We start from the raw sequence: 20,060 nt of genomic DNA on the forward strand, positions 1-20,060 counted from the left end.
GTGAAATACACATCAGCGCAAACCCCTTCTACTCCCCCACCGCCGGCGCAGGCCTTCGGAAAATCTCGCGGAACATGCCCGGTGTCAGTGCCGAGAGCGGGTTGACGCTGACATTGGGCTGGCTGGCCGGGCCGGTCAGGTTGAAGTTGAACCCGATCAGCCCTTCGCCCTTGCGGGTGAAGATGCTGCCGATGCCGTTCAGGAAATAGATCGGCGACAGCACCCCCTGCAGATCAAGCGTGCTGGTCCCCAGATTGTAGGTGCCATCCAGCGAAATCCCCATCGACGGGCCGGTGGCGCTTGACCGGGTCAGATAAAGCTGGTCCGGAGTCAGGCGAAACCGCGCCTCGACCTCGGAGAACAGGATGCCCGGCCCTTCAAGCTGATCCAGCAGGCCGACGATGCTGATCGCATCCAGAAGCGACGCAATGCCCGGCGCGTCGCGCAACCGCGCATTGGTGACATCCAGCGCGCCGTCGTAACTCCCCGGTTGCCCAGAGACCGGGGCCAGCGCCAGCGTCATGTCCCCCCCCGCCACGGTCTTGAGAATGCCCGCCTCGCGGATCACCCGGCCGGCATCGTCCGACCGGATGCGAAAGGCGGTGGCCCCGGACTGCGGCAGCGCTTCTCCGGTGATGGGGGCATTGCCGTTGACACTTGCGGTAAAATTGCCGCTCAGACCGCTGCCGGATTGCAGATCGGCGCGGAAATCGGTCAGGCGGATGCTGTTGGACACCATCAGCTGATCCAGCGCCAGCATCAGCGGCACCGGACCACCGCCGCCCGCGCCACCCCCGCGCCCCCGGCCAAACGGCGCGTTGCGCAGATCAACCGTGCCTCCAATGATCCGCACGGCAGGGGGCACACCCGCGCCCCGCCCGGTCAGCGTCACCGGCGCGTCCAGCCAGCCCCCCGCGCGCACCCGCTCCAGATCAATCGACCCAAGCGACCCGTTGGCATTCAACCGCACCGATCCGCGCGCCTCGAGCCCCGGCCCTTCCAGCAGCAGCGTGTCGATCCGCGCAGGCTGGTCCAGAACGCCGGACACCTGCAGCGTGCCCGCCGTCCCGCGCGGCAGGGTCCATCCGATGGGGGGCAGCGACAGGCCGATCCCGGTGAGTTGCGATGTCAGCGCGAACTCCGGCGGCGCGCCCCGGCGCAGATCAATTCGCAGGTCGGCAGGCCCGCTGCCACTTACCGTGCCGTCAGGCAACGCAACGCCAAAGGCCCGCGCCGCATCTTCGGACAGCGTGACAGTGCCTTCCACAAGGCTGCCCGCCACCGGCTGGCCCGGCTCCGGGATCGGCAGGGTCCAGGATCCAGTGACCGGCACGCCCGACAACGACGCCTGCCCGGACACGCGCAACCGGTCGTTCGTGATCGTCACGTCCAGCATCTGTGCCGTCAACTCGCGGTTTGGCACGATCTGGTCGGTGGCCACCTGCGATGCGCGCCCCCGCACATCAAGCACCATGTCCGACAGCCGCACTCCGCGCTTCAGTGGCAGCACAAGCGCTCCGTCAAATTGCACCCGCCCGGCCAACAGATCCACCGGGCGTCGGGCCTTTTGCATGATCTCGAGCCCCGGCGAGTCGAGGAACGACAACAAGGCCTCGATCTGTCCGTCGCCCGACAGCGTGACCTGCCCCTCGGCCGGTCTTTGCCGCGTGTCCGGAATCACGAAGGTGCTTCCGGTGACGTCGATCACCCCGCCCTGCGGCGGCGCGATCCGCCCCTCGCTCACCCGGACCGCCAGTCGATTGTCATTAAGCGTCAGCGTGCCCTTGCCCCGCTCGACGACCGGCAATGTGCGGGCATACCGCACCTGCGCTTCGTCGAAGGCGGCATTCAGAAAGACAACCGGACGCGGCCCGTCCCGAGAGCGCAGCGCGAATTGCCCGGACGTCACCACTCCGCCCTGAATGTTGTCCACCACCCAGGTGCGGGTGCGCGGGGCCAGTACCTCGGGCCAAAGCCGCAACAGCGCCTCCGGGGTCAGCGCCCCGACCCGGCCATCCAGCGCATAGGACCAGGCGTCCTCTGTCGCGGTAAGCTTGCCGGTCATGCGCACCGGCACCTGCGGATCGTCGATCCAGACCCGCCCCAGATCAAGTTCGAACGGATCGAGGCGCAAACGGAAATCCATTTCGGCCCGATCCAGAGACAGCGGCGCATCAAAAAGCGCGTCCGGCGCGGCCTCGAGCACGCTGAACCGCACTTGCCCAAGCATCTGTGACGGAATGCCATCGCGCAGGCCATCCAGCGTTGCCCGACCCTCGGCCACCGCACGCACCAGATCGCTGTCCACGGACAGCTCGGTAAAGGTGATCTGCGAGCGGTCGGGATCAAAGGTGAAATAGCTGCGCGCCGAATTGAACGGCACCGGCGGCGTGTCAACCGTCGGCTGCACCACGCCCTGATCAATCTGAAGCGTCGCGTTCAGCAGACCAAGCGAGCCATCCTTGCGCAACGTCGCGCGCAGTGACCCCGAGATCGGCGCCCGAAGCGCCCCCAGCCAAGCCAGCGCCGGGCCTTGCGTGGCGATGTCCTGCGACGGCATGTCATCCAGCGAAACGCCGAAAGTCACCTCGGTGTCACCGATGGCCGAGGTGGCATCAACCTGCAACCGCGTCGCCGTCGCCCCACCCCCAAGCAGCGCGAAATCGCCCGAAAGGCGCAGACGGTCATTTTCACGTTCCAGCAGAAGCCGCCCCCCATCCACCGTCCAGCCGCGCCGCGCGCGGGCATCCTCAAAACGCAGGGTCAGGGCGTTGGCCTCGACGCTTTGCAGGCGTGACAGGCGTGCATCCATCAGCAACCCGTCGACCTTTGCGACCAGCGTCGGAACATCCGGTGCCACCCCGTCGAGGGCGAAGGCATCCCCCAGCGCCAACCCCAGCTGACCCGCGCGATTGCGGGTCAGGGTGACAAAGGCGCCGCTCACGCTCAGGTCGCGCAGCACAACCTCGCGGCGAAGAAGGTCATACGCGGTCAGCCCGATCTGCACGTCCGACAGCACCGCAACCGGTCCACCGGCGGCGGTCTGGACATCCACGTTCAGCAGCACGATGCGGGTGCTGCCGTCGCGTTCCAGGCGAAGCTGCACATCCCCGAACCGAACCTGGAACCCCGGCAAGGCAGCGGCAAGGCGGTCTTCCACAGTGTCGCGCACCCAATCGGGCGCGGACAGGCTGCGCCCCATCACGGACCAGCCCGCCGCCAGCACCGCCAGAACCAGCGTCAGCACAACGGCCAGCACCCAGCGCCGCCAGCCTCTGCGACGGGGCGTGTCCGGGATTTCGGGGCTGTGTTCCGGTTCCGTCACTGGAAGCGGCATCCTTTTGCGTTATTGTATGAGCGACAGGGATATCCCCGTTCTGTATTTCGTCTTTTAAAGGATAGCGCCATGAGCGACACACTGGAAATGGCTCCGGACTTCACCTTGCCGATACAAGGCGGCGATCACAGCGAGATTTCGCTGTCCGCCATGCACGGCACCCCGGTGGTACTGTTTTTCTACCCGCGCGACGACACGTCGGGCTGCACCAAGGAAAACGAGGCTTTCACCTCGCTTGAGGGGGAATTTGCCCAGATCGGTGTCAAGGTGTTCGGGATTTCGAAGGACAGCCTCGAAAGCCACGAGAAATTCATGGTCAAGAAAAAGCTGACCATTCCGCTGATCTCGGATGAACACGGCACCGCCTCCGAGGAATTCGGTGTGTGGAAAGAGAAATCCATGTATGGCAAGACCTTCATGGGGATCGAGCGTTCGACCTTTCTGATCGACGCGGACGGCCGGATCGCGCGGGAATGGCGCAAGGTCAAGGTGCCGGGCCACGCCGAAGAGGTGCTGGAGGCGGCCAAGGCGCTGTGATCGTGTGGGTCGGACCGGCCCTTGTGTTTTGACCCCGAGCAAGGGACTTTGGGGCCATGATGACTTTGTGCGACATGGCGGTGGATGTGCTGACCACCGCAGACGGACGCGGCAAGACCGCGAAATCGCGGGACTATGCCGGGCGCTGGTTCGCTGCCCGTGCGGCGGGAACGCCCTTGGCGATCGGCGCGGCTGTTCCGCCGCTGCAACCCGCGCGGCCTGACGCGCCGGAGTTGCTCAATCCGCGCGATGTGCCGAAACGCAAGCCGGGCAGCCCACAGGGCCGGATCGCGTTGCTGCATGCGGTGGCGCATATCGAGTTGAACGCGGTGGACCTGCATTGGGACATCATCCCGCGCTTTGCCCATGTGCCGATGCCGATGGGCTTTTACGATGACTGGGTGAAAGCGGCGGATGAGGAATCCAAACATTTCAACCTGATGTGCGATTGCCTTGAAGAACTGGGCAGCTATTACGGTGCCCTTCCCGCACATGCCGGCATGTGGCGCGCCGCCGAAGACACGGTGGACGATTTCATGGGGCGACTTGCCGTCGTCCCCATGGTGCTGGAGGCACGCGGGCTGGATGTGACCCCCGGCATGGTCGAAATCTTCCGCAAGGCCGGAGCGACAAGCGCGGTCTCTGCGCTTGAAACCATCTACGGCGAGGAAGTGGGCCATGTCGCCTACGGGTCCAAATGGTTTCATTTTCTGTGCGGACGCCATGAACAAGACCCGAAAGAAGCGTTTCACACGCTGGTCAGAAAATACTTCAAAGGTGCATTGAAACCGCCCTTCAACGAGGAAAAACGTGCTGAAGCGGGGCTGCCGCCGGATTTTTACTGGCCGCTGACAGAAATCGTCTGACCAAGATTGCGCCTCCTGGCCGTTCAACACCCTCTTCTAAGCCCCGAGAACATCGGCGAAATCTCGCCAATTCGGCGGCGGATCGCGCGACATCGCGACTCACAGGTCCAAAAACGTTGCCAATTTCTGAATGTGTCGATAGAGCCGTAACAGATACGCGCCCGGAGTTGGGGCTTCAGAGGCGCGACCCAGGGACGGGAAGAGGAACATACAGGTGCGCACACGTCTTGCGATTAAACTGCATGGCATACTTGAACGCTTTTTTCCGGAACGCCGACTGTTCTTGCGTTCCGACTCTGAAACCAGATTTATCCGGCTGAAATCCAGTACACAGGCGCTCGCATTCGGGGGCGCCTCTGTTGTTTTGGCCTGGAGCATCATCGCAACGGCCGTGTTGCTGATGGATTCCATCGGGTCCGGCAACTTCCGCGAGCAGGCACGACGGGATCTTGAGACGTACCAGATGCGTCTCAACATCCTGTCGCAAGAGCGCAATGCCCGCGCCGCCGAAGCGGTTGCGGCGCAGGAGCGGTTCAACACCGCGCTTGAGCAGGTTTCAGTCATGCAGTCGCAGTTGCTGGACGCCGAAACCCGCGGAGTGGAGCTTGAATCCGGTCTCGAAGCGGTTCAGTGGAAACTGCGCGACGCCATCCGGGCGCGCGAGGATGTGCGCACCGAGCTTGCGGGATTGCGCAGCGACATCGAAGACGACGGCGTTCTGCAGGCCTCAGCCGGATCGGTGGACACCACCACGCTTGATTTCCTGTCATCCGCTCTTGCCCGCACCGCAGAAGAGCGCGATCAGGTTGTTGCCGATGCCCAGGACGCGCTCATCCGCGCCGACGAGATGGCCACCGAAATCAAGCTGATGGTGGAAAAGAACGACACAATCTTCCGCCAGCTTGAAGATGCGATGACCGTGTCCGTCAAACCGCTCGACAAGATGTTCGAAGCGGCAGGCATGGACCCCGACAACATTCTCAACCAGGTGCGTCGCGGCTATTCCGGCCAGGGCGGCCCGCTGATGCCGCTGAGCTTTTCCACGCGCGGCGAAGACCCGTCCGAAGATGTGCTGCGCGCCAACCGCATCCTGAACCAGATGGACCGTCTCAACCTGTACCGGATCGCCGCACAGAAAGCGCCGTTTGCAATGCCGATCAAAGATTCGTTCCGGTTCACCAGCGGATTCGGATATCGCTGGGGCCGCCTGCATGCCGGGACGGATTTCGCCGGTGCGCATGGCACGCCGATCTACGCAACAGCGGACGGTGTTGTGACCTACGCGGGCTGGCAATCAGGATATGGTAGGCTCGTCAAGATACAGCATGAGTTCGGCATCGAAACGCGCTATGCGCATAACTCAAAACTCTATGTGACAAAGGGTCAAAGGGTCTCGCGCGGGGACCGTATCTCTGCTATGGGCAACACTGGACGTTCCACCGGCACCCACCTACACTACGAAGTTCGTGTCGGCGGCAAAGCCGTCAACCCCATGATCTACATCAAGGCTGCAAACGATGTTTTCTAAAAGCAAAATCAATGAGCCCGGCCCCAAGGCCGACGAGTCGAGCGCGCCGAAACCGGCAATGTCTGAAACCTCGCGCCCGTCTTCGGGCAATGAGTTCAAGGCGTCCGCACCCAAGGCCAAGCCTGCGGCGTCAATCCTGTCGAGCGATCTTCACATCACCGGCAATCTCAAGACAACCGGCGACATCAATGTCGAAGGCACTGTCGAAGGCGACATCCGCGCCCACCTGCTGACCGTCGGCGAAAGCGCCACGATCAAGGGTGAAGTGGTCGCGGACGACGTGGTTGTGAATGGCCGTGTCGTGGGCCGCGTGCGCGGCCTCAAGGTGCGCCTGACCGCGACCGCGCGGGTCGAGGGTGACATCATCCACAAGACCATCGCGATCGAATCCGGTGCCCATTTCGAAGGCTCGGTTCAGCGTCAGGACGATCCGTTGAATGGCGGCAAGGCCAAGCCTGTTCCGACAGCACCTGCGCCCGCACCGGCACCGGCCGCGTCGAACGGCTAAGCTGTCTGTTATCCAATACGATCAGGGCCGCCTTGGGAGCGGCCTTTTTCGTTTTGGGGTGCGGACGACAGGCCGGTCTGGCGCATATCCGGGCATCTTGGGGCGCGGACCCTAACTTCGCCGCCCTTTCCACCCACCCCGGCGCTTTGGCGCTTTGGCGGCGCTCAGGCCTTCGGTCAGAACGCGGTGCATCGGGTGTTCTTCAGCCGTATGGCGCGCCAGCAGTTCCTCGATCAAGGCGTGGCTGTCGGCGTCCACCGGCACAGCCAGCGCCCAGTCGAGGAAGATCGACCGGCATTCCTCGTAGGTGATGCCGTCAATCTGGAAAGATTCGGCAATCAGGCCCTTCGGGTCGGTGGCGTCGCCCTTGCGCATGGGTCAGTCCTCTTCGGTCACGTTGGGAAGCACTGCGTTGATGATATCTGCCGCACGTTCGGTCTTGGTGTCCAGCGTCTCGCTCAGGGTGTCGATGTCGGGTGTGTCGGTGATCCGGCACAGGAAATCGGACGCCGCACTGGTGTCACGTTCCGGAGTGAGCGTGTTTTCCGAGATCAACCGCGATCCGATCTGAAGCGACCAGCACAGCCGGTAACTGTCGCTCAGCGCCTCGGCGTCCTCGGGGGACAGCCATCCGCAGGAAGCCCCATGTGCCAGCGCGTCCGGGACCGTTCCCAAGGGATGCCCCGAGATCACGGCCGCCGCCTGCGCCACCAGTTCGATATCCTGCAACCGGCCCTGCCCCATCTTGGCATCCCAGGGACCGCCGCCACCCTTGGCCGCGGCAATCCGGTTGCGCATGATCGCGACTTCACGCAGCACGACATCGCGGTCGTGTGGTGCCGCCAGCACCTCGGTCTGGATGCGCGTGACATCCTGTGCCAGGGCGTCAGGGCCCGCCACGCAGCGCGCCCGCGTCAGGGCAAGATGTTCCCACACCCAGGCGTCGTTTTTCTGATAGGTCTGGAACGAGGTCAGGCTGGTCGCGACTGGCCCCTGATTGCCTGACGGGCGCAGGCGCATGTCGATTTCATAGATCCGGCCCTCGGCCATGGGGGCGGTGACTGCGGTGATCAACGCCTGGGTCAGCCGGGCATAATAGGGCCGTGTGGCAAGCGGGCGGCGCCCCTCTGACATCTCGGATTCGCCGGGATCATAGATCACGATCAGATCCAGATCGGAGCGTGACTGCAACCGCCGCGATCCAAGGCTGCCCATCCCGACCACAACCGCACCACGCCCCGGACAGGGACCGTGTTTGCGGGCGAACTCGGCCTGCACTTCGGGGGCCAGCGCACCCAGCGTCGCATCCGCGAGATCGGCATAGTGCGCGCCCGCCTCCTCGGCGCCGATCAACCCACGCAGCAGATGCACGCCGATTCGGAAATGCCATTCCTTGCCCCAGCGCCGTGCGGTGTTGAGCTTGTTCTCGTAGTCGCCCTCCCGCTCCAGGAGATCGGACAGCGCGTCGCGCAAGGCGACCTGTCCCGGCCATTCGGCAAAGAAATCCCCACCGATCACCGCGTCGAACACCGACGCATTGCGCGACAGGTAGCGCGCCAGGTCGGGTGACACGCCGACAATGTCTATCAAGAGGTCGATCAGTTGCGGGTTGGCCTCGAACAGGGAAAACACCTGCACGCCCGCAGGCAGACCGCTCAGGAACCCGTCAAACGCCCCAAGAGCGTCCAGCGGATTCGAGGTCTTGGCCAAACGCCCCAGGATTTCAGGTTGCAGGCGTTCGAAAATCCCGCTGCCCCGCGCAGATCGCAGCGCCGGATAGGTGCGCCAGCGGCTGACGATCTCGGAGTTGGCGAGGTCATCCGGCACCGCTGTGGACCGGGCTGAAGGGGTATCGCTGCCAAAGAACCCTTCCGTCAGGCTTTGCACCTCTTCCAGCCGGTCCTTCAGGGTCCGTTGCAGGCTGGCGCGGTCGGTTGCCATGAAGGCGGCGAGCCGATCGAATTCTGTTTCCGATTGCGGCAGATCGTGGGTTTGCGCATCCCGGATCATCTGCACCCGGTGTTCCACCTCGCGATGGGCGCGGTAATGATCCGTCAATGTCTGTGTCACGTCGCGCGGCACCCAGCCCTTGTCCGACAACACCGCAAGCCCCGGAACCGTGCCGCGCACCCGAAGGTCGGGGTCGCGCCCTCCGGCGATGATCTGACGGGTCTGGGTGAAGAACTCGATCTCGCGGATGCCACCGCGCCCCAGCTTCATGTTGTGCCCCGGCAAAGTGATTGCACCGCCCAGACCCTTGTGGTCGCGGATGCGCTGCACCATGTCATGCGCGTCCTGAATGGCGGCGAAATCAAGGTGCTTGCGCCAGACAAAGGGCGTCAGTGTCTTCAGAAACCGATCCCCCGCCGGGATATCGCCCGCACAGGCCCGCGCCTTGATGTAAGCCGCGCGTTCCCAGGTCCGGCCCAGGCTTTCGTAATACCGCTCTGCCGTTTCCATCGCGATGCAGACCGGCGTGACAGATGGGTCGGGACGCAATCTCAGGTCGGTGCGAAAGACATACCCATCCCCCGTCAGATCGCTCAGCATGGCGCACATCTTGCGGGTCGCACGCACAAAGCTGGACCGCGCCTCATAATAGTCGTCGGGGTCGAACCGGGTTTCGTCAAACAGGCAGATCAGGTCCACATCCGAGCTGTAGTTCAGCTCTCCAGCGCCCATCTTGCCCATCGCCAGCGCCACCATGCCGCCCGCCTGTTCGGCGTCGTCTTCGGTCTGGCCGGGCAGCTTGCCGCGTTTGATTTCGGCGCCGATGGTGGCGCGCAGGGCCAGATGCACCGCCAGGTCGGCAAAGTCGGTCAGCGCCTGTGTCACCGTTTCAAGCGGCCAGACCCCGGCCAGATCGGCCAGACCGGTCAACAAGGCGATGCGGCGCTTGGCCTGTCGCAGGGCGGCGGGCAGCGTGTCGGGGGCGGTTTGGCGAAGTTTGGAAAAGATCTCCGGCAGGGCCACGTCGCAGTCCGCCAACGCGGCTTCGAGCCACGCGCTCTCTTTCTCGATCAGGGATTTGAGGTACGGGCTGCACCCAGCCGCCCCTTCGATCAGGCGCGCCACATCCTCAGTGGCCCAAGGTGTTGCGGCCAGCGCATCCTCTCCCTGGACAGGATCGAACACATGAGGAAGTCGGGTGATACGGCTGGAAAAACTCATGGCGGCATGATGGCCACGGGAGTTCGGAAAGTGCAATGGGCATACGATTTCGCCCCGCGCCCGGACAACCGGGTCAGGAGGTCAAGCGTCCTTCTCGGGGTTGGGCCCGAGGTGAGTGTTTGTCTGTTTCAAGAAGCGGCGCCGCTCTTTGGACCTGACCGTTCTCTTGTCATCCGGGGTTCCCCCCGGGACCTCTTGCCCCTTGCAGGACATGTGTAAAACCGGTTTCTCATGGTCGCCCCGAAACGGGGATCAAGAGAGTGTCAGTTCACGTGTCGCGGCATGGGAGTGACCCTTCCCGCTCGATGCGCATCGTGGGAGGGGGTATGGCCGACAGTCCGTTAACAGGTCGGAAACCATACGGACGTTCACGCCCGCTGTTTGAGGCTGAGGAGCGAACTTTGCTGTCATCCGTGAATACAACATGAACGGCCGCCAGTCAGCGGGCGTACCACCGGCGAAGGTCAACAATCGATATCTTCGCCCGCACCCCACATCTCGAAAGCAAGGGCAATGAACTCGTCGATGCGCGTCTTGGTGATGTCGGTTGATTTGGAAAATCGAACACATCCCTTACCAACACTCAAGCCTTGCAACAGCTCTCCACTCGGATCGATTTTGGAGGCGTTCCCAACATAGAGGCTCACGTAGGCTGTCTGGGCGTTGAGATGAAATACATAATTCTCATCCAGGGCGTATCCCAGCATCTTATAGTTGATAGACTCCGAGAGCTGCGGCGCTTGCTTTTGGATGATGGCCCGGATGCTTTGCAGCTTATCACGCCGCCAATCATCCTCAAGCTGAGCCATATACTCCGAGGGGGTCTTGGCGTCGCTCAACACAGTCATATCCTGAATCTGGAGTCTGAATATGGCGGAAACAGTAACAACGAGAAATCAAATCTCAACCTCGAAGCCACCATTCATACACAGTGCAGCATTGGTCTACATGGGCTCGGGGCCGCCTCTAGCTGGGCCAGTCACCAACGGCAGGTGCAGGACTTGCAGACCTTCGCTGCGCCACGCATGAACTGACACACTGCGGACTTAGTTACCCTAGTTTTTTTGCCAAACGGTTAGGGACGAGCTCCGATTTCATCCAGTGCGTTTCACTTTGAACGTGGTTAGCCCGAACATACTTTCCCATCCGAGCTGGCATATCGGCTTCTTTAAACCCTGCCGCATCCCGAGCAACGAAGCCTTCTTGTTTCACCAAGTCCAATCGCTCAGCAACGCTCTCAAAAAGGCCTTCTACAAACGGTCCTCGATACAGCGTTGACACTGGTGTGATCCCTAATTCGCTGAACCTTTTGAGGGTCGCATCCCAAGGCTGAATGTCGTTCCCGACAATCCATGAGAAACCTAAGAAATAGGACGGCAACTCCTCGTAACCTACTGAATGTTTGGCATATAGGTTTTCACCCACGATACGTTCGCCAAATTTAAGTTGCGGAGAAATGCCCGCTGCGAAAGCTTTTAGCCAATCTCGTGAGGGGTGGTAGCGACTATTTGGGCTACGGGCATGTGTTCCAGCACTATGTATCGTAGTGTTTTCACCATCCATTTTTTTTTAGTGATCAAAAGATCATCAACCATAAGGCCTTCAAGAGAAGACATGATTTTGTCATCGCTTGTAGCTCCTAGTGAGATCGGCAAATGGAAGGTTCGGCCATACTTTTTCATACACGAGTGTTAAAACGCTTGGCTATAAGACGACAAGGGCATCTTTGGGCTCACTGCGGACGTTCGACTGCTCGCTTTCCGCAACCGTCACACCCGTCGCATCGCCAGAACCGCGTTCAGACCGCCAAAGGCGAAGGCATTGGACAGCGCCACGTCCACCTTGGCCTCGCGCGCCACGTTGGGCACGACGTCCAGCGCACATTCGGGATCGGGTTCCTCGTAGCCGATGGTGGGTGCGACCACGCCGTCGCGCAGCGCCATGATGCAGGCCAGCAATTCGATTGCGCCGGTGCCGCCGATGCAGTGGCCGTGCATCGACTTGGTGGAGGACATCATCAACCGGTCCGCATGCGCCCCGAACACATCCGCGACTGCGGCGCATTCGGTTTTGTCATTGGCCGCCGTCCCGGTTCCGTGGGCGTTGATATAGCCGACATCCTGCGGATTGAGCCTGGCATCCTGCAGCGCCCCCGCAATGGCGCGCGCGGCACCGTTCTTGGAGGGCATCACGATGTCGGAGGCATCCGAGGTCATGGCAAACCCCACCACCTCGGCCAGGATCTCGGCCCCGCGTTTGCGGGCATGCTCGAATTCCTCGAACACGAAGACACCCGCGCCTTCGCCCTGCACCATGCCGTTGCGGTTGGCGCTGAACGGGCGGCAGGCATCCTTGGACATGACGCGCAGCCCTTCCCACGCCTTCACGCCGCCGAAACAGAGCATCGATTCCGACCCGCCGGTGATCATCACCGGGGACAGGCCACCATGCACCATCTGGAACGCCTGGCTCATCGCGTGGTTGGACGAGGCGCAGGCCGTGGAGACGGTGAAGGACGGCCCCTTGAGGTTGAACTCCATCGACACATGGCTGGCAGCCGCGTTGTTCATCAGCTTGGGCACCACAAAGGGATGCACCCGGTTCTTGCCCTCTTCGTAGACCGAGCGGTAATTCTCATCCAGCGTCGTCATGCCGCCGCCGGAATTGCCCAGAACAACACCCGATCGCGCAGCCAACTCGCCCGAAAACTCCAGCCCCGACTGCGCCAGCGCCTCGCGGGCGGCGATCAGGGTGAATTGGGTAAAGCGGTCATAAAGCGACAATTGCTGGCGGTTGAACAGCGCGGTTTCGTCGAAATCATGCACCTGCGCGCCGATCTGGATTGTCAGGCGTTCCACATCCGTGAACGAAAGCGGTCCGATGCCGCAGCGCCCCTCGCGCATCGCCTCGAGCGTGTCCGCCACGTTCAGCCCCAGCGCGTTGACGGTGCCTGCTCCGGTGATGACCACGCGCTTCATGGGGGCTCAGTCCTTTTGCCGGGCGATCAGCCCCTTGACCCCGGCAATCACCGAGGCGACCGACGAGATGTCGAAATCGCTGTTCTCGGGTTCATTGGCGTTGAAGGGCACTTCGATGTCGAATTCCTCTTCCAGCGCGAAAATACATTCCACCAGCCCCATGCTGTCGATGCCCAGATCCTGCATCGTGTCCGTCATGGCCACATCCGACGGTTCGATCATCGCCTGTTCGGCAATGATGCGAATGACCCTGTCCTCGACGCTCATGTGCTTTCCCCGGAGACTGTTTCGTCTGCGCCGTGATTTAGTCGCTCGGGTCGGTCTTTGAAACCGATTTCTTGAGCCGGGCCACATCCGCGATCAGGCGCGGCAGACGGCGCAACTGTCTGTAGATCTCAAGCTGGGTGTCCATCTTCATCGCCGGATAGCCCAGCATGACGCGCCCCGAGGGCACGTTGGACAGCACCTTGGTGGCCCCGCCGGTGATGACGTTGTCGCCGATGAAGAGGTTGTCGCTGACCCCGGTCTGGCCGCCCAGCACCACGTTGTTGCCGATGCGGCTTGATCCGGCGATGCCGACCTGCGCACAGATCAGGCAATCGTTGCCGATGACCACGTTGTGTCCAATTTGGGCCAGATTGTCGAACTTGCAGCCATTGCCGATCTGCGTGTCGCGCACGGTGCCGCGATCAATGCAGGAATTTGCACCAAGCTCGACATCATGGCCAATCGTGACACTGCCCAGCGAATGGATGCGGGCATAGCTTTGGGCGGTGGCCCCGCCCTGATCGCCCAGCGTTTCGCGCACCTTTTCGACAGCAGAGGGTTCGGGTGTGACAAAGGAAAACCCGTCGGCACCGACACTTGCGCCGAAATGGGCGATGAAACGGTCGCCGATGGTGACGCCATGTCCGATCCGCACACCGGGATGCAGCAACGCCCCAGCGCCGATCCGCGAACCCTGCCCTATGAAAACCTGCGCGCCGATCACGGACCCTGCGCCGATCTCGACTCCGGCACCGATCACCGCGAAGGGACCAACTGTCACGTCTTTGGCCAGTTGCGCCGTCGGGTCGATTGCGGCCGTGTCATGGATGCCGGACGCATAGCCTGCGCCCGCGTCCATCATCGCGGACAGTCCCGACATGGCAAAGCGCGGACGCGGCGCCAGAAGGGCCGCGTGCAGACCCATCGACTGCCAATCCGCCCCGTCCCAGAGCATCGCGGCGCGGGCCTTTCCGAGGGACAGTTGTTCCGCGAACTCCGGCTTCATCGCCAGGGCAAGGTCCGACGCGCCAGCCTGCGCCGGTTCGGCAACGGCAGTGACGGTCAGCGTCGTGTCCCCTTCGGCACGAATGCCAAGGGAGTCCGCGATCTCTGCAATGGTAAAGGGCATGCCCGCCTCCGGCCTGATTGGCCGCAGGTCTAGCTCTGAATGCCGCCGATCTCCACCCCTGCCGCACTGAGGGCGTTCCAGATCGCCGCGTCCCGTCCATAGACGTCCCGGCGGAACTGGGTGTGACCCTTGGCAGTGGTAAAGGCGGTGCGATAGATCAGGTGCGTCGGCAATGGCTCATCCAGATTGACCCGCGTTTCGCTTCCCGACCGAAGGCGCGACTGGAAGAAACCGACCGGATCCGAGGTTTGCCGCGCCAGAAGCGCATAGGCAAAGTCATGTGGATCATTCAGACGCACACAGCCGTGGCTGAAGGTGCGCACTTCCCGCGAAAAGAGACTTTTGGCAGGTGTATCATGAAGATAGATGTTGTGCTTGTTGGGAAACATGAACTTGACGGTGCCCAGCGCATTGCGCGGCCCCGGTCTCTGGCGCATCGAAAACGGAAAGCTGCGCTCGGTATAGCCTGCAAAGCTCTGGTTGCGGCTGACCACCCGGCCCCGGCTGTCGGTGATCTCGAGATGAGAGACGGCGCCCGGATTGTTGCGCAGCTGTGGCAGGTATTCCCCAACGATGATGGACCGCGGGACGTACCAGCTTGGGTTGATGACCATATGATCCATCACATCCGAGAATTCAGGAGTCTGGCGGTCCTGATCCTGATGGCCGACAACCGAACGGGTTTCGAATGTCAGCTTGCCGTGATCAAAAATCCGCGCCTGAAAATCCACGATGTTCACGAGAATGTGCCGATCCCCAAGCCCGTCAGGCAAGTTCAGCCAGCGTTCGCGCTCCATCGCGACCATCACCGATTTCAACCGGTCCTGTGGCGAGGTGTTGATCTGGTCAAGCGTGCTGCCTCCGGCGACCCCGTCCACCGTCAGGCCGTGATCTTCCTGAAACGTTCGCACCGCGTCGATCATGGACCTGTCGTAGCGCGCTGTCACGGTCCGGTCGAGATAGTCCATCGCGATCAGACGGTCGCGCAGGGCCACAACCCCGGCGCCGGTGTCGCCCGGTTCGTATTTGCCCGAAGGCACCAGAGCCCCCCAGCCGCCATGGGCGATGGTGTGCTCCAGCCGCATTCTGACCTTCATCAGCCGGGCGTATTCCTGCGATTGTGGTGCAAGCGACGCAAGAAACGTCTGAGGCGCGTCAGACAGCAATCCCGCAAGGTAATATGCGGTTTCGCGACGGGGAATTTCGCGCACGATCTCTGAGCGGACGCGGCGTGGATTGTCGATCACGCCGGTTTGCAAGTCGCGGGCAAAATCCAGATACAATTCGGTCAGCGCAACCTCGAGCACACCCCTGTCATGGCCACCGCGCACCGCCGCCATCCGCGACAGCAAGGCTTCTGCGTTGTACTTGGAGGCCGGAAGACCGTGAAAGGAAGCCATGCTCAACGCTTCGAGCAGCGCCGTCCGTCGGTCCAGATCCGCCTGCGTCCCGCCAGTCCAGATCGGATCGAACCCGCGTTCGCGGTAAAAGGCGGCAATGTCTTCATCAACCGAGACGTTTTCGGCCACGGCCTGCTGAAAAGCAGTGACCTGCACGGCCTCAGCGCGCTGCGGCACCAGGTAACTGGATGCTGCAATCGCCAATACTGCGACGCCGCGTAGAAACGTCTGGTGGGTCATCAATCACTCTCCTACATCATACAGTGCCAACGCAGGTGGCACGCGCTTTGTTCACATGGTCTGGTCGCCCCAAGACACTGTCCATTCACAAAAAGGTTTGTTGACGTTTTTGCAAACCACATGCGGCACGTCTGCATCGTGGATCCGTGGTGTAGCGTAAGTTTAACACAGTTTGCCGCTTTAAGCAGGATATTGCCGAAAACCCTTGAACTGAAATTTTTTCGGGAACTTTAGGTTTTTTTGAGATTCGGGATGTGTCATAGTCTCATTACGATCAGGCATTGGGCAGGTTCGCGGAACGACGCGGACGCACGGACAGTGAAACACGGGACAGGCACTTCATAATGACTGACAAGGTATCTGGCGGCTTCACGCGCCGCGGACTGCTTGCGGCTTTCGCAGCGACCGCAGTATCCACCGCGCCCTCCTACGCAAATGCAGCAGGTTTCCTGCGCGGCGGGGGGGACATCCGGCGGATCAAGATGTATTCGGGCCGTACCGGCGAACGGATAGACATGATCTACTGGATTGAAGGCGACTACATTCAGGACGCGATCAAGGAAGTCCACATGTTCATGCGCGACTGGCGCACCAATGACATCAAGAACATCGACCTGCGCACCATCGACATCATGGCAGCGGCACACAACCTTCTGGATGTTTCCGAACCCTACATGTTGCTCAGCGGGTATCGCAGCCCGAAAACCAATGCGATGCTGCGCGCCCGCAGCTCTGGCGTTGCCAAGAACTCTCTTCACCTCACGGGACAGGCGGCTGACCTTCGGCTGAACTCCCGGTCGGTCAACCAGGTGGCCCGCGCAGCCGGAGCCTGCAAGGCAGGCGGCGTCGGTCGCTATTCTGGATCGAACTTTGTCCATATGGATTGCGGCCCGGTCCGGATGTGGGGCGGGTAAGGTCACGCAGAACGCCCAACTTTCGCAGAATTGCCTTACTTTTTGACGTAGTTGCAGTTGAATGCGATTGTTATGCGCTCTGCATCTGCGTCATTTGGGTAAACCCAATGCATCAGGTATGATGGAAACAAAAGCAGATCACCCGCTTTCGGGCGGACAGTGATGCGGCGATCAAAGCATTTCGCCCCCAGAATCTCGAATTCAGCGGACACCATCAAAGGCGACAGGAATTCAATGCTGCCTGACGGACCTGAATCGATCTTGGGCTGATTCACATAGTAGCAACCGGACCACAGAAACCCTCCGTGTTCGTGCGGGACATTATAGGCATGTTGGGGATTGATATTGACCCACCCCATCACCGCCAATTGATGCGCAGAGAAATCGAAATCGGGCGACAAGGATCGGGTCGCCGTGTTCACAACCTTTGAAATGAACTCGCGCAGTTGCGTAAAGCCCGGCTCTGGTCGCGTCATGAGATCCGTATCTGAATGCCAACCCTGCCGGTTCGACCGGACCGTGCCTTCCGACTCTTGACGCAGAGCATGGGACTCAGCCGTCAATTTCTGATTCAGCGCGTCCGGATTCGGCAGCTCAACCTTCACGATTGGGCTGGCGAACGCCATTGTCATGTTCATTTTTGCTTGGTTTGCGTCCGACATCGTTTCCCCAAAACCATGAAAGTGTGATCAGGATGATAGCGAATGAGCGACGACGCTGACCACCCCGAAGTTCGGGATGGTCCGTCCGGAAGGTTGAGGACCACTCAGAACGTCATCTTGTAGGTCACTGCTCCAGTAAAGCCGCGGGCTCCGTCAAGCCCGACAGAACTCGAACCGGTCAGGCTCAGGAATGCGCCGGAGCCGAATTCCTTGACCACCGATCCCGAGACATACCCCCAGGTCTGGTCCGGCCGTGGTGCCGAAACAGAGCCAAGCGTGTCCGCATTGGGGCCAAGCGACACCTTGAGCGGATCATCGTTGAAATCATGCTCGACCGAGCCACGCAGATTGAACACCCAACCCTCCATGTTGGCGGGTGAAAAGATCGCCGAAAGGCCTGCCGTGATCCGGCTCGATTCGTATTCGGTGTCGCCGAATGACAGGCTGGCCGCGCCGTTGGATTCGGTAAATCCGTCGATCGCCACCTTTTCCCAAGTGTAATGCGCAAACGGGTTGAGGCGGACCTGGCTGTTCAGGGAATACAGGGCGCCGCCGCCAACACGCGCAAAGCGGTAGCTGCCTTCGGTGTCTGCGGTATAGCGTTCGGTCGCGGGCCCAAGGGTAAAGCTGCGGGTGATTTCCTCGATATCAATCCGCCCACCCCCGAATGCCGCATTCAGGTAGTATTTCGGCGACAGCGCGATCTGGCCAAAGACCACACCCACCATCAGGTTGGAGTCGAACCCGCCAGCGTCATTGTCGAAATCAACTTCACCATCGTCGAGGCTCAGTCCGGCACCGATGGTGGCATTCGGGGCAACAGTGATATCGGCGCCCAGCTTGAGAACTTTTGTGCGGCCCTCAAGGCCAGGTGTCACCTGCTGCGCATCTCCTTCGAACTGCCCGACATCGAGGCTTGCATACACATCGACCTCGCCAACCTCGCGGCGGCGCGCCGTACCATCGGCATCGGTGGTACGCAGAACGGTCGGGTTCATCCGGTTTTCAATGGACAGCCCGTGCTGACGCAACGCGGTCATGGTCGCAACCGAAATCGCCCCGGTCTGTGTTGCGGCCTGCAACCCGGCAAACGCCGCCTCACCGAAGATCTGGTGCGCTGCCGTTGTCGGGTGAACGCCGTCGGCAAACACGCGATCTTCGCTGTCGGCACTGGCATTGACGCCCTGCACGCAGCCGATCGAATTCCCGCTGCAAGCCGGAACCGTCGCGGCGTTGGGGGCGGTAAAGCCGTAGCGAAGCGGATCATCCTGCACCGCGCCAAGCAGCTTTTTTGCATCGACCACGACCGCCCGATCCCCGATGGACGCAACCAGTGTCGAATTGAAGGCGTCCGCCAATGCGGTCTGGAAAGCCGCCCCCTGAGGTCCGAGAGACAGGCCAAAGGGTGTTTTGCCAATGTCGGGGATGTTCACGACGATGACCGACTCGGCCCCGGCCGCCTTGACCCGATCAACCAACCCGACCAGGTCTGTCGCGGCTTGGGCCATGTTGGCTACCGCGACTTGAGGTGTAATCGTAGCATTGTCGACAGAGGCTGCCTGGGCAAAGACGTCGTTCGCGCCACCCCAGAGGATCACCAGGTCATTTTCACCCAGCTTGGGCGTATTGGTCAGCAGACGGTCCACCTGTTCGCTCAATGACCGCGTTGTGACGCCTGCCGCCGGGTTGAAGGCAGTGCCTTCCGGACTTGTCACCCGCGACCCGCCCTCGGCATAGATCGTACCACCAAGCGCCACTTCGCCCTGCCCGGCAAGCGGCACGGCGGAATAGACATTCGGACCAAGGTTCAGCCCAAGCGAATTGCCCAGCACCTCTCCGTAGGTCAGGGATGATCCGTCCGGCGCGTTGGTCAGGAACTTGTAATTGATGACCGGCAAAGCCCCCATGCCCGCCGCGATGATCGACTGCGAATAGGTGCCTGCATCGCTGAGCGAGTCGCCAATGATGAACACATCGTCAAACCGAAGTTCGTCCGCGGTGGCGAGACCAGCAAGGCCGGTGAGCATTGTGCTCGCCAGCGCGAGATTTCTGAAAGTCATTGGTGATCCTCCCCAGGGCCGTGAACGGCCGAATATCATCGTTGTATCTAGCACTACTTTGGCAGATTTTCGCTGATCTGATATTCACCGGATTCACTGGGGACGTTTTGGGTGATTCATATGGAGCCAGCATTGAGGGAGGCTGGCGGTTTATGGGAACCTGGCGGGACGATCTGGAAGGTTGGCTGGCACCGTTTGTTGCGGCGCTCGGGCACAAGACGCGAGGGCGGATGTGTCCGGCCTATGTCGCGGGTCTGATCGGCCCGGGCGACCGCAAGAGCGTGCAGCCGATGGCGGCGCGGGACGGGGTGGTCAGCTATGACCAGCTGCATCATTTCATCGCCGACGGGGTCTGGGACAGTGCGCCGCTGGAGGCAGCACTTCTGGCCGAGGCCGACAGGCTGGTTGGCGGCGATGAGGCCTTTCTGGTCATCGATGATACCTGCCTGCCGAAGAAGGGGGA

The 20,060-nt window shown here is 61.5% G+C and carries 17 protein-coding genes; 6 read left to right on the forward strand and 11 right to left on the reverse strand.

Annotation, left to right across the window (positions count from 1 at the left end; all coding sequences use genetic code 11):
• Nucleotides 1-28 precede the first annotated feature (28 nt).
• On the reverse strand, nt 29-3,325 hold the full coding sequence (locus tag ACTIEN_RS18780; RefSeq protein ID WP_439524684.1) for a YhdP family protein: 3,297 nt from the start codon (nt 3,323-3,325) through the stop codon (nt 29-31).
• An 81-nt stretch (nt 3,326-3,406) separates the two neighbouring features.
• Here ACTIEN_RS18780 and ACTIEN_RS18785 point away from each other — a divergent pair, with 81 nt between their 5' ends.
• The 4 genes from ACTIEN_RS18785 to ACTIEN_RS18800 all read left to right on the forward strand — a co-directional run bounded on the left by ACTIEN_RS18785 (nt 3,407) and on the right by ACTIEN_RS18800 (nt 6,776).
• Complete coding sequence (locus ACTIEN_RS18785) at nt 3,407-3,874, forward strand: peroxiredoxin (protein ID WP_439524685.1); 468 nt, start codon at nt 3,407-3,409, stop codon at nt 3,872-3,874.
• 56 nt (nt 3,875-3,930) lie between these two features.
• A complete protein-coding gene (locus tag ACTIEN_RS18790) occupies nt 3,931-4,740 on the forward strand; it encodes a ferritin-like domain-containing protein (protein WP_439524686.1) in 810 nt (269 codons plus the stop codon).
• Nucleotides 4,741-4,954: 214 nt separating this feature from the next.
• Nucleotides 4,955-6,268 (forward strand): DUF5930 domain-containing protein, encoded by a 1,314-nt coding sequence (locus ACTIEN_RS18795; RefSeq protein WP_439524687.1) that lies wholly within the window; start codon nt 4,955-4,957, stop codon nt 6,266-6,268.
• Nucleotides 6,258-6,776 carry a bactofilin family protein gene (locus tag ACTIEN_RS18800; protein ID WP_439524688.1) on the forward strand — a complete coding sequence of 173 codons (519 nt, stop codon included), beginning with the start codon at nt 6,258-6,260 and terminating at the stop codon, nt 6,774-6,776. Before ACTIEN_RS18795 ends, ACTIEN_RS18800 begins: the two co-directional genes overlap by 11 nt.
• 111 nt (nt 6,777-6,887) lie before the next feature.
• Here the strand turns inward: ACTIEN_RS18800 and ACTIEN_RS18805 are convergent, their stop codons facing one another.
• The 8 genes from ACTIEN_RS18805 to ACTIEN_RS18840 form a co-directional block, all read right to left on the reverse strand.
• The gene (locus ACTIEN_RS18805) at nt 6,888-7,151 is read right to left on the reverse strand and encodes a hypothetical protein (RefSeq protein ID WP_439524689.1); all 264 of its coding nucleotides are present in this window, start codon (nt 7,149-7,151) and stop codon (nt 6,888-6,890) included.
• A gap of 3 nt (nt 7,152-7,154) precedes the next feature.
• Nucleotides 7,155-9,947, reverse strand: coding sequence for a bifunctional [glutamate--ammonia ligase]-adenylyl-L-tyrosine phosphorylase/[glutamate--ammonia-ligase] adenylyltransferase (gene glnE, locus ACTIEN_RS18810; RefSeq protein WP_439524690.1), 2,793 nt, complete (start codon nt 9,945-9,947; stop codon nt 7,155-7,157).
• Nucleotides 9,948-10,411: 464 nt separating this feature from the next.
• Nucleotides 10,412-10,786 carry an iron chaperone gene (locus ACTIEN_RS18815; protein ID WP_439524691.1) on the reverse strand — a complete coding sequence of 125 codons (375 nt, stop codon included), beginning with the start codon at nt 10,784-10,786 and terminating at the stop codon, nt 10,412-10,414.
• Nucleotides 10,787-10,997: 211 nt separating this feature from the next.
• Nucleotides 10,998-11,510 (reverse strand): RNA ligase family protein, encoded by a 513-nt coding sequence (locus ACTIEN_RS18820; protein WP_439524692.1) that lies wholly within the window; start codon nt 11,508-11,510, stop codon nt 10,998-11,000.
• Between the two features lie 206 nt (nt 11,511-11,716).
• Nucleotides 11,717-12,925, reverse strand: coding sequence for a beta-ketoacyl-[acyl-carrier-protein] synthase family protein (locus ACTIEN_RS18825; protein ID WP_439524693.1), 1,209 nt, complete (start codon nt 12,923-12,925; stop codon nt 11,717-11,719).
• 6 nt (nt 12,926-12,931) lie between these two features.
• Nucleotides 12,932-13,192 (reverse strand): acyl carrier protein, encoded by a 261-nt coding sequence (locus tag ACTIEN_RS18830; RefSeq protein WP_439524694.1) that lies wholly within the window; start codon nt 13,190-13,192, stop codon nt 12,932-12,934.
• A gap of 37 nt (nt 13,193-13,229) precedes the next feature.
• Nucleotides 13,230-14,321 (reverse strand): UDP-3-O-(3-hydroxymyristoyl)glucosamine N-acyltransferase, encoded by a 1,092-nt coding sequence (locus ACTIEN_RS18835; RefSeq protein WP_439524695.1) that lies wholly within the window; start codon nt 14,319-14,321, stop codon nt 13,230-13,232.
• Nucleotides 14,322-14,350: 29 nt separating this feature from the next.
• Nucleotides 14,351-15,961: a L,D-transpeptidase family protein gene (locus tag ACTIEN_RS18840; protein ID WP_439524696.1), complete on the reverse strand. Its 1,611-nt coding sequence runs from the start codon at nt 15,959-15,961 to the stop codon at nt 14,351-14,353.
• A 344-nt stretch (nt 15,962-16,305) separates the two neighbouring features.
• Between ACTIEN_RS18840 and ACTIEN_RS18845 the strand changes: the two genes are divergently transcribed.
• Nucleotides 16,306-16,875, forward strand: a complete 570-nt coding sequence (locus ACTIEN_RS18845) for a YcbK family protein (RefSeq protein WP_439524697.1) — start codon at nt 16,306-16,308, stop codon at nt 16,873-16,875.
• A gap of 35 nt (nt 16,876-16,910) precedes the next feature.
• Here the strand turns inward: ACTIEN_RS18845 and ACTIEN_RS18850 are convergent, their stop codons facing one another.
• A complete protein-coding gene (locus tag ACTIEN_RS18850) occupies nt 16,911-17,537 on the reverse strand; it encodes a TIGR02466 family protein (RefSeq protein ID WP_439524698.1) in 627 nt (208 codons plus the stop codon).
• A 104-nt stretch (nt 17,538-17,641) separates the two neighbouring features.
• Nucleotides 17,642-19,597 carry an autotransporter domain-containing protein gene (locus ACTIEN_RS18855; RefSeq protein WP_439524699.1) on the reverse strand — a complete coding sequence of 652 codons (1,956 nt, stop codon included), beginning with the start codon at nt 19,595-19,597 and terminating at the stop codon, nt 17,642-17,644.
• Between the two features lie 152 nt (nt 19,598-19,749).
• Between ACTIEN_RS18855 and ACTIEN_RS18860 the strand changes: the two genes are divergently transcribed.
• Nucleotides 19,750-20,060, forward strand: a 311-nt coding sequence (locus tag ACTIEN_RS18860; RefSeq protein ID WP_439524700.1) for a transposase, incomplete at its 3' end; no start/stop codon positions are given.

The sequence above is a fragment of the Marivita sp. genome, assembly GCF_051859345.1.
In the GTDB taxonomy this organism is placed as follows: Bacteria; Pseudomonadota; Alphaproteobacteria; order Rhodobacterales; family Rhodobacteraceae; genus Marivita.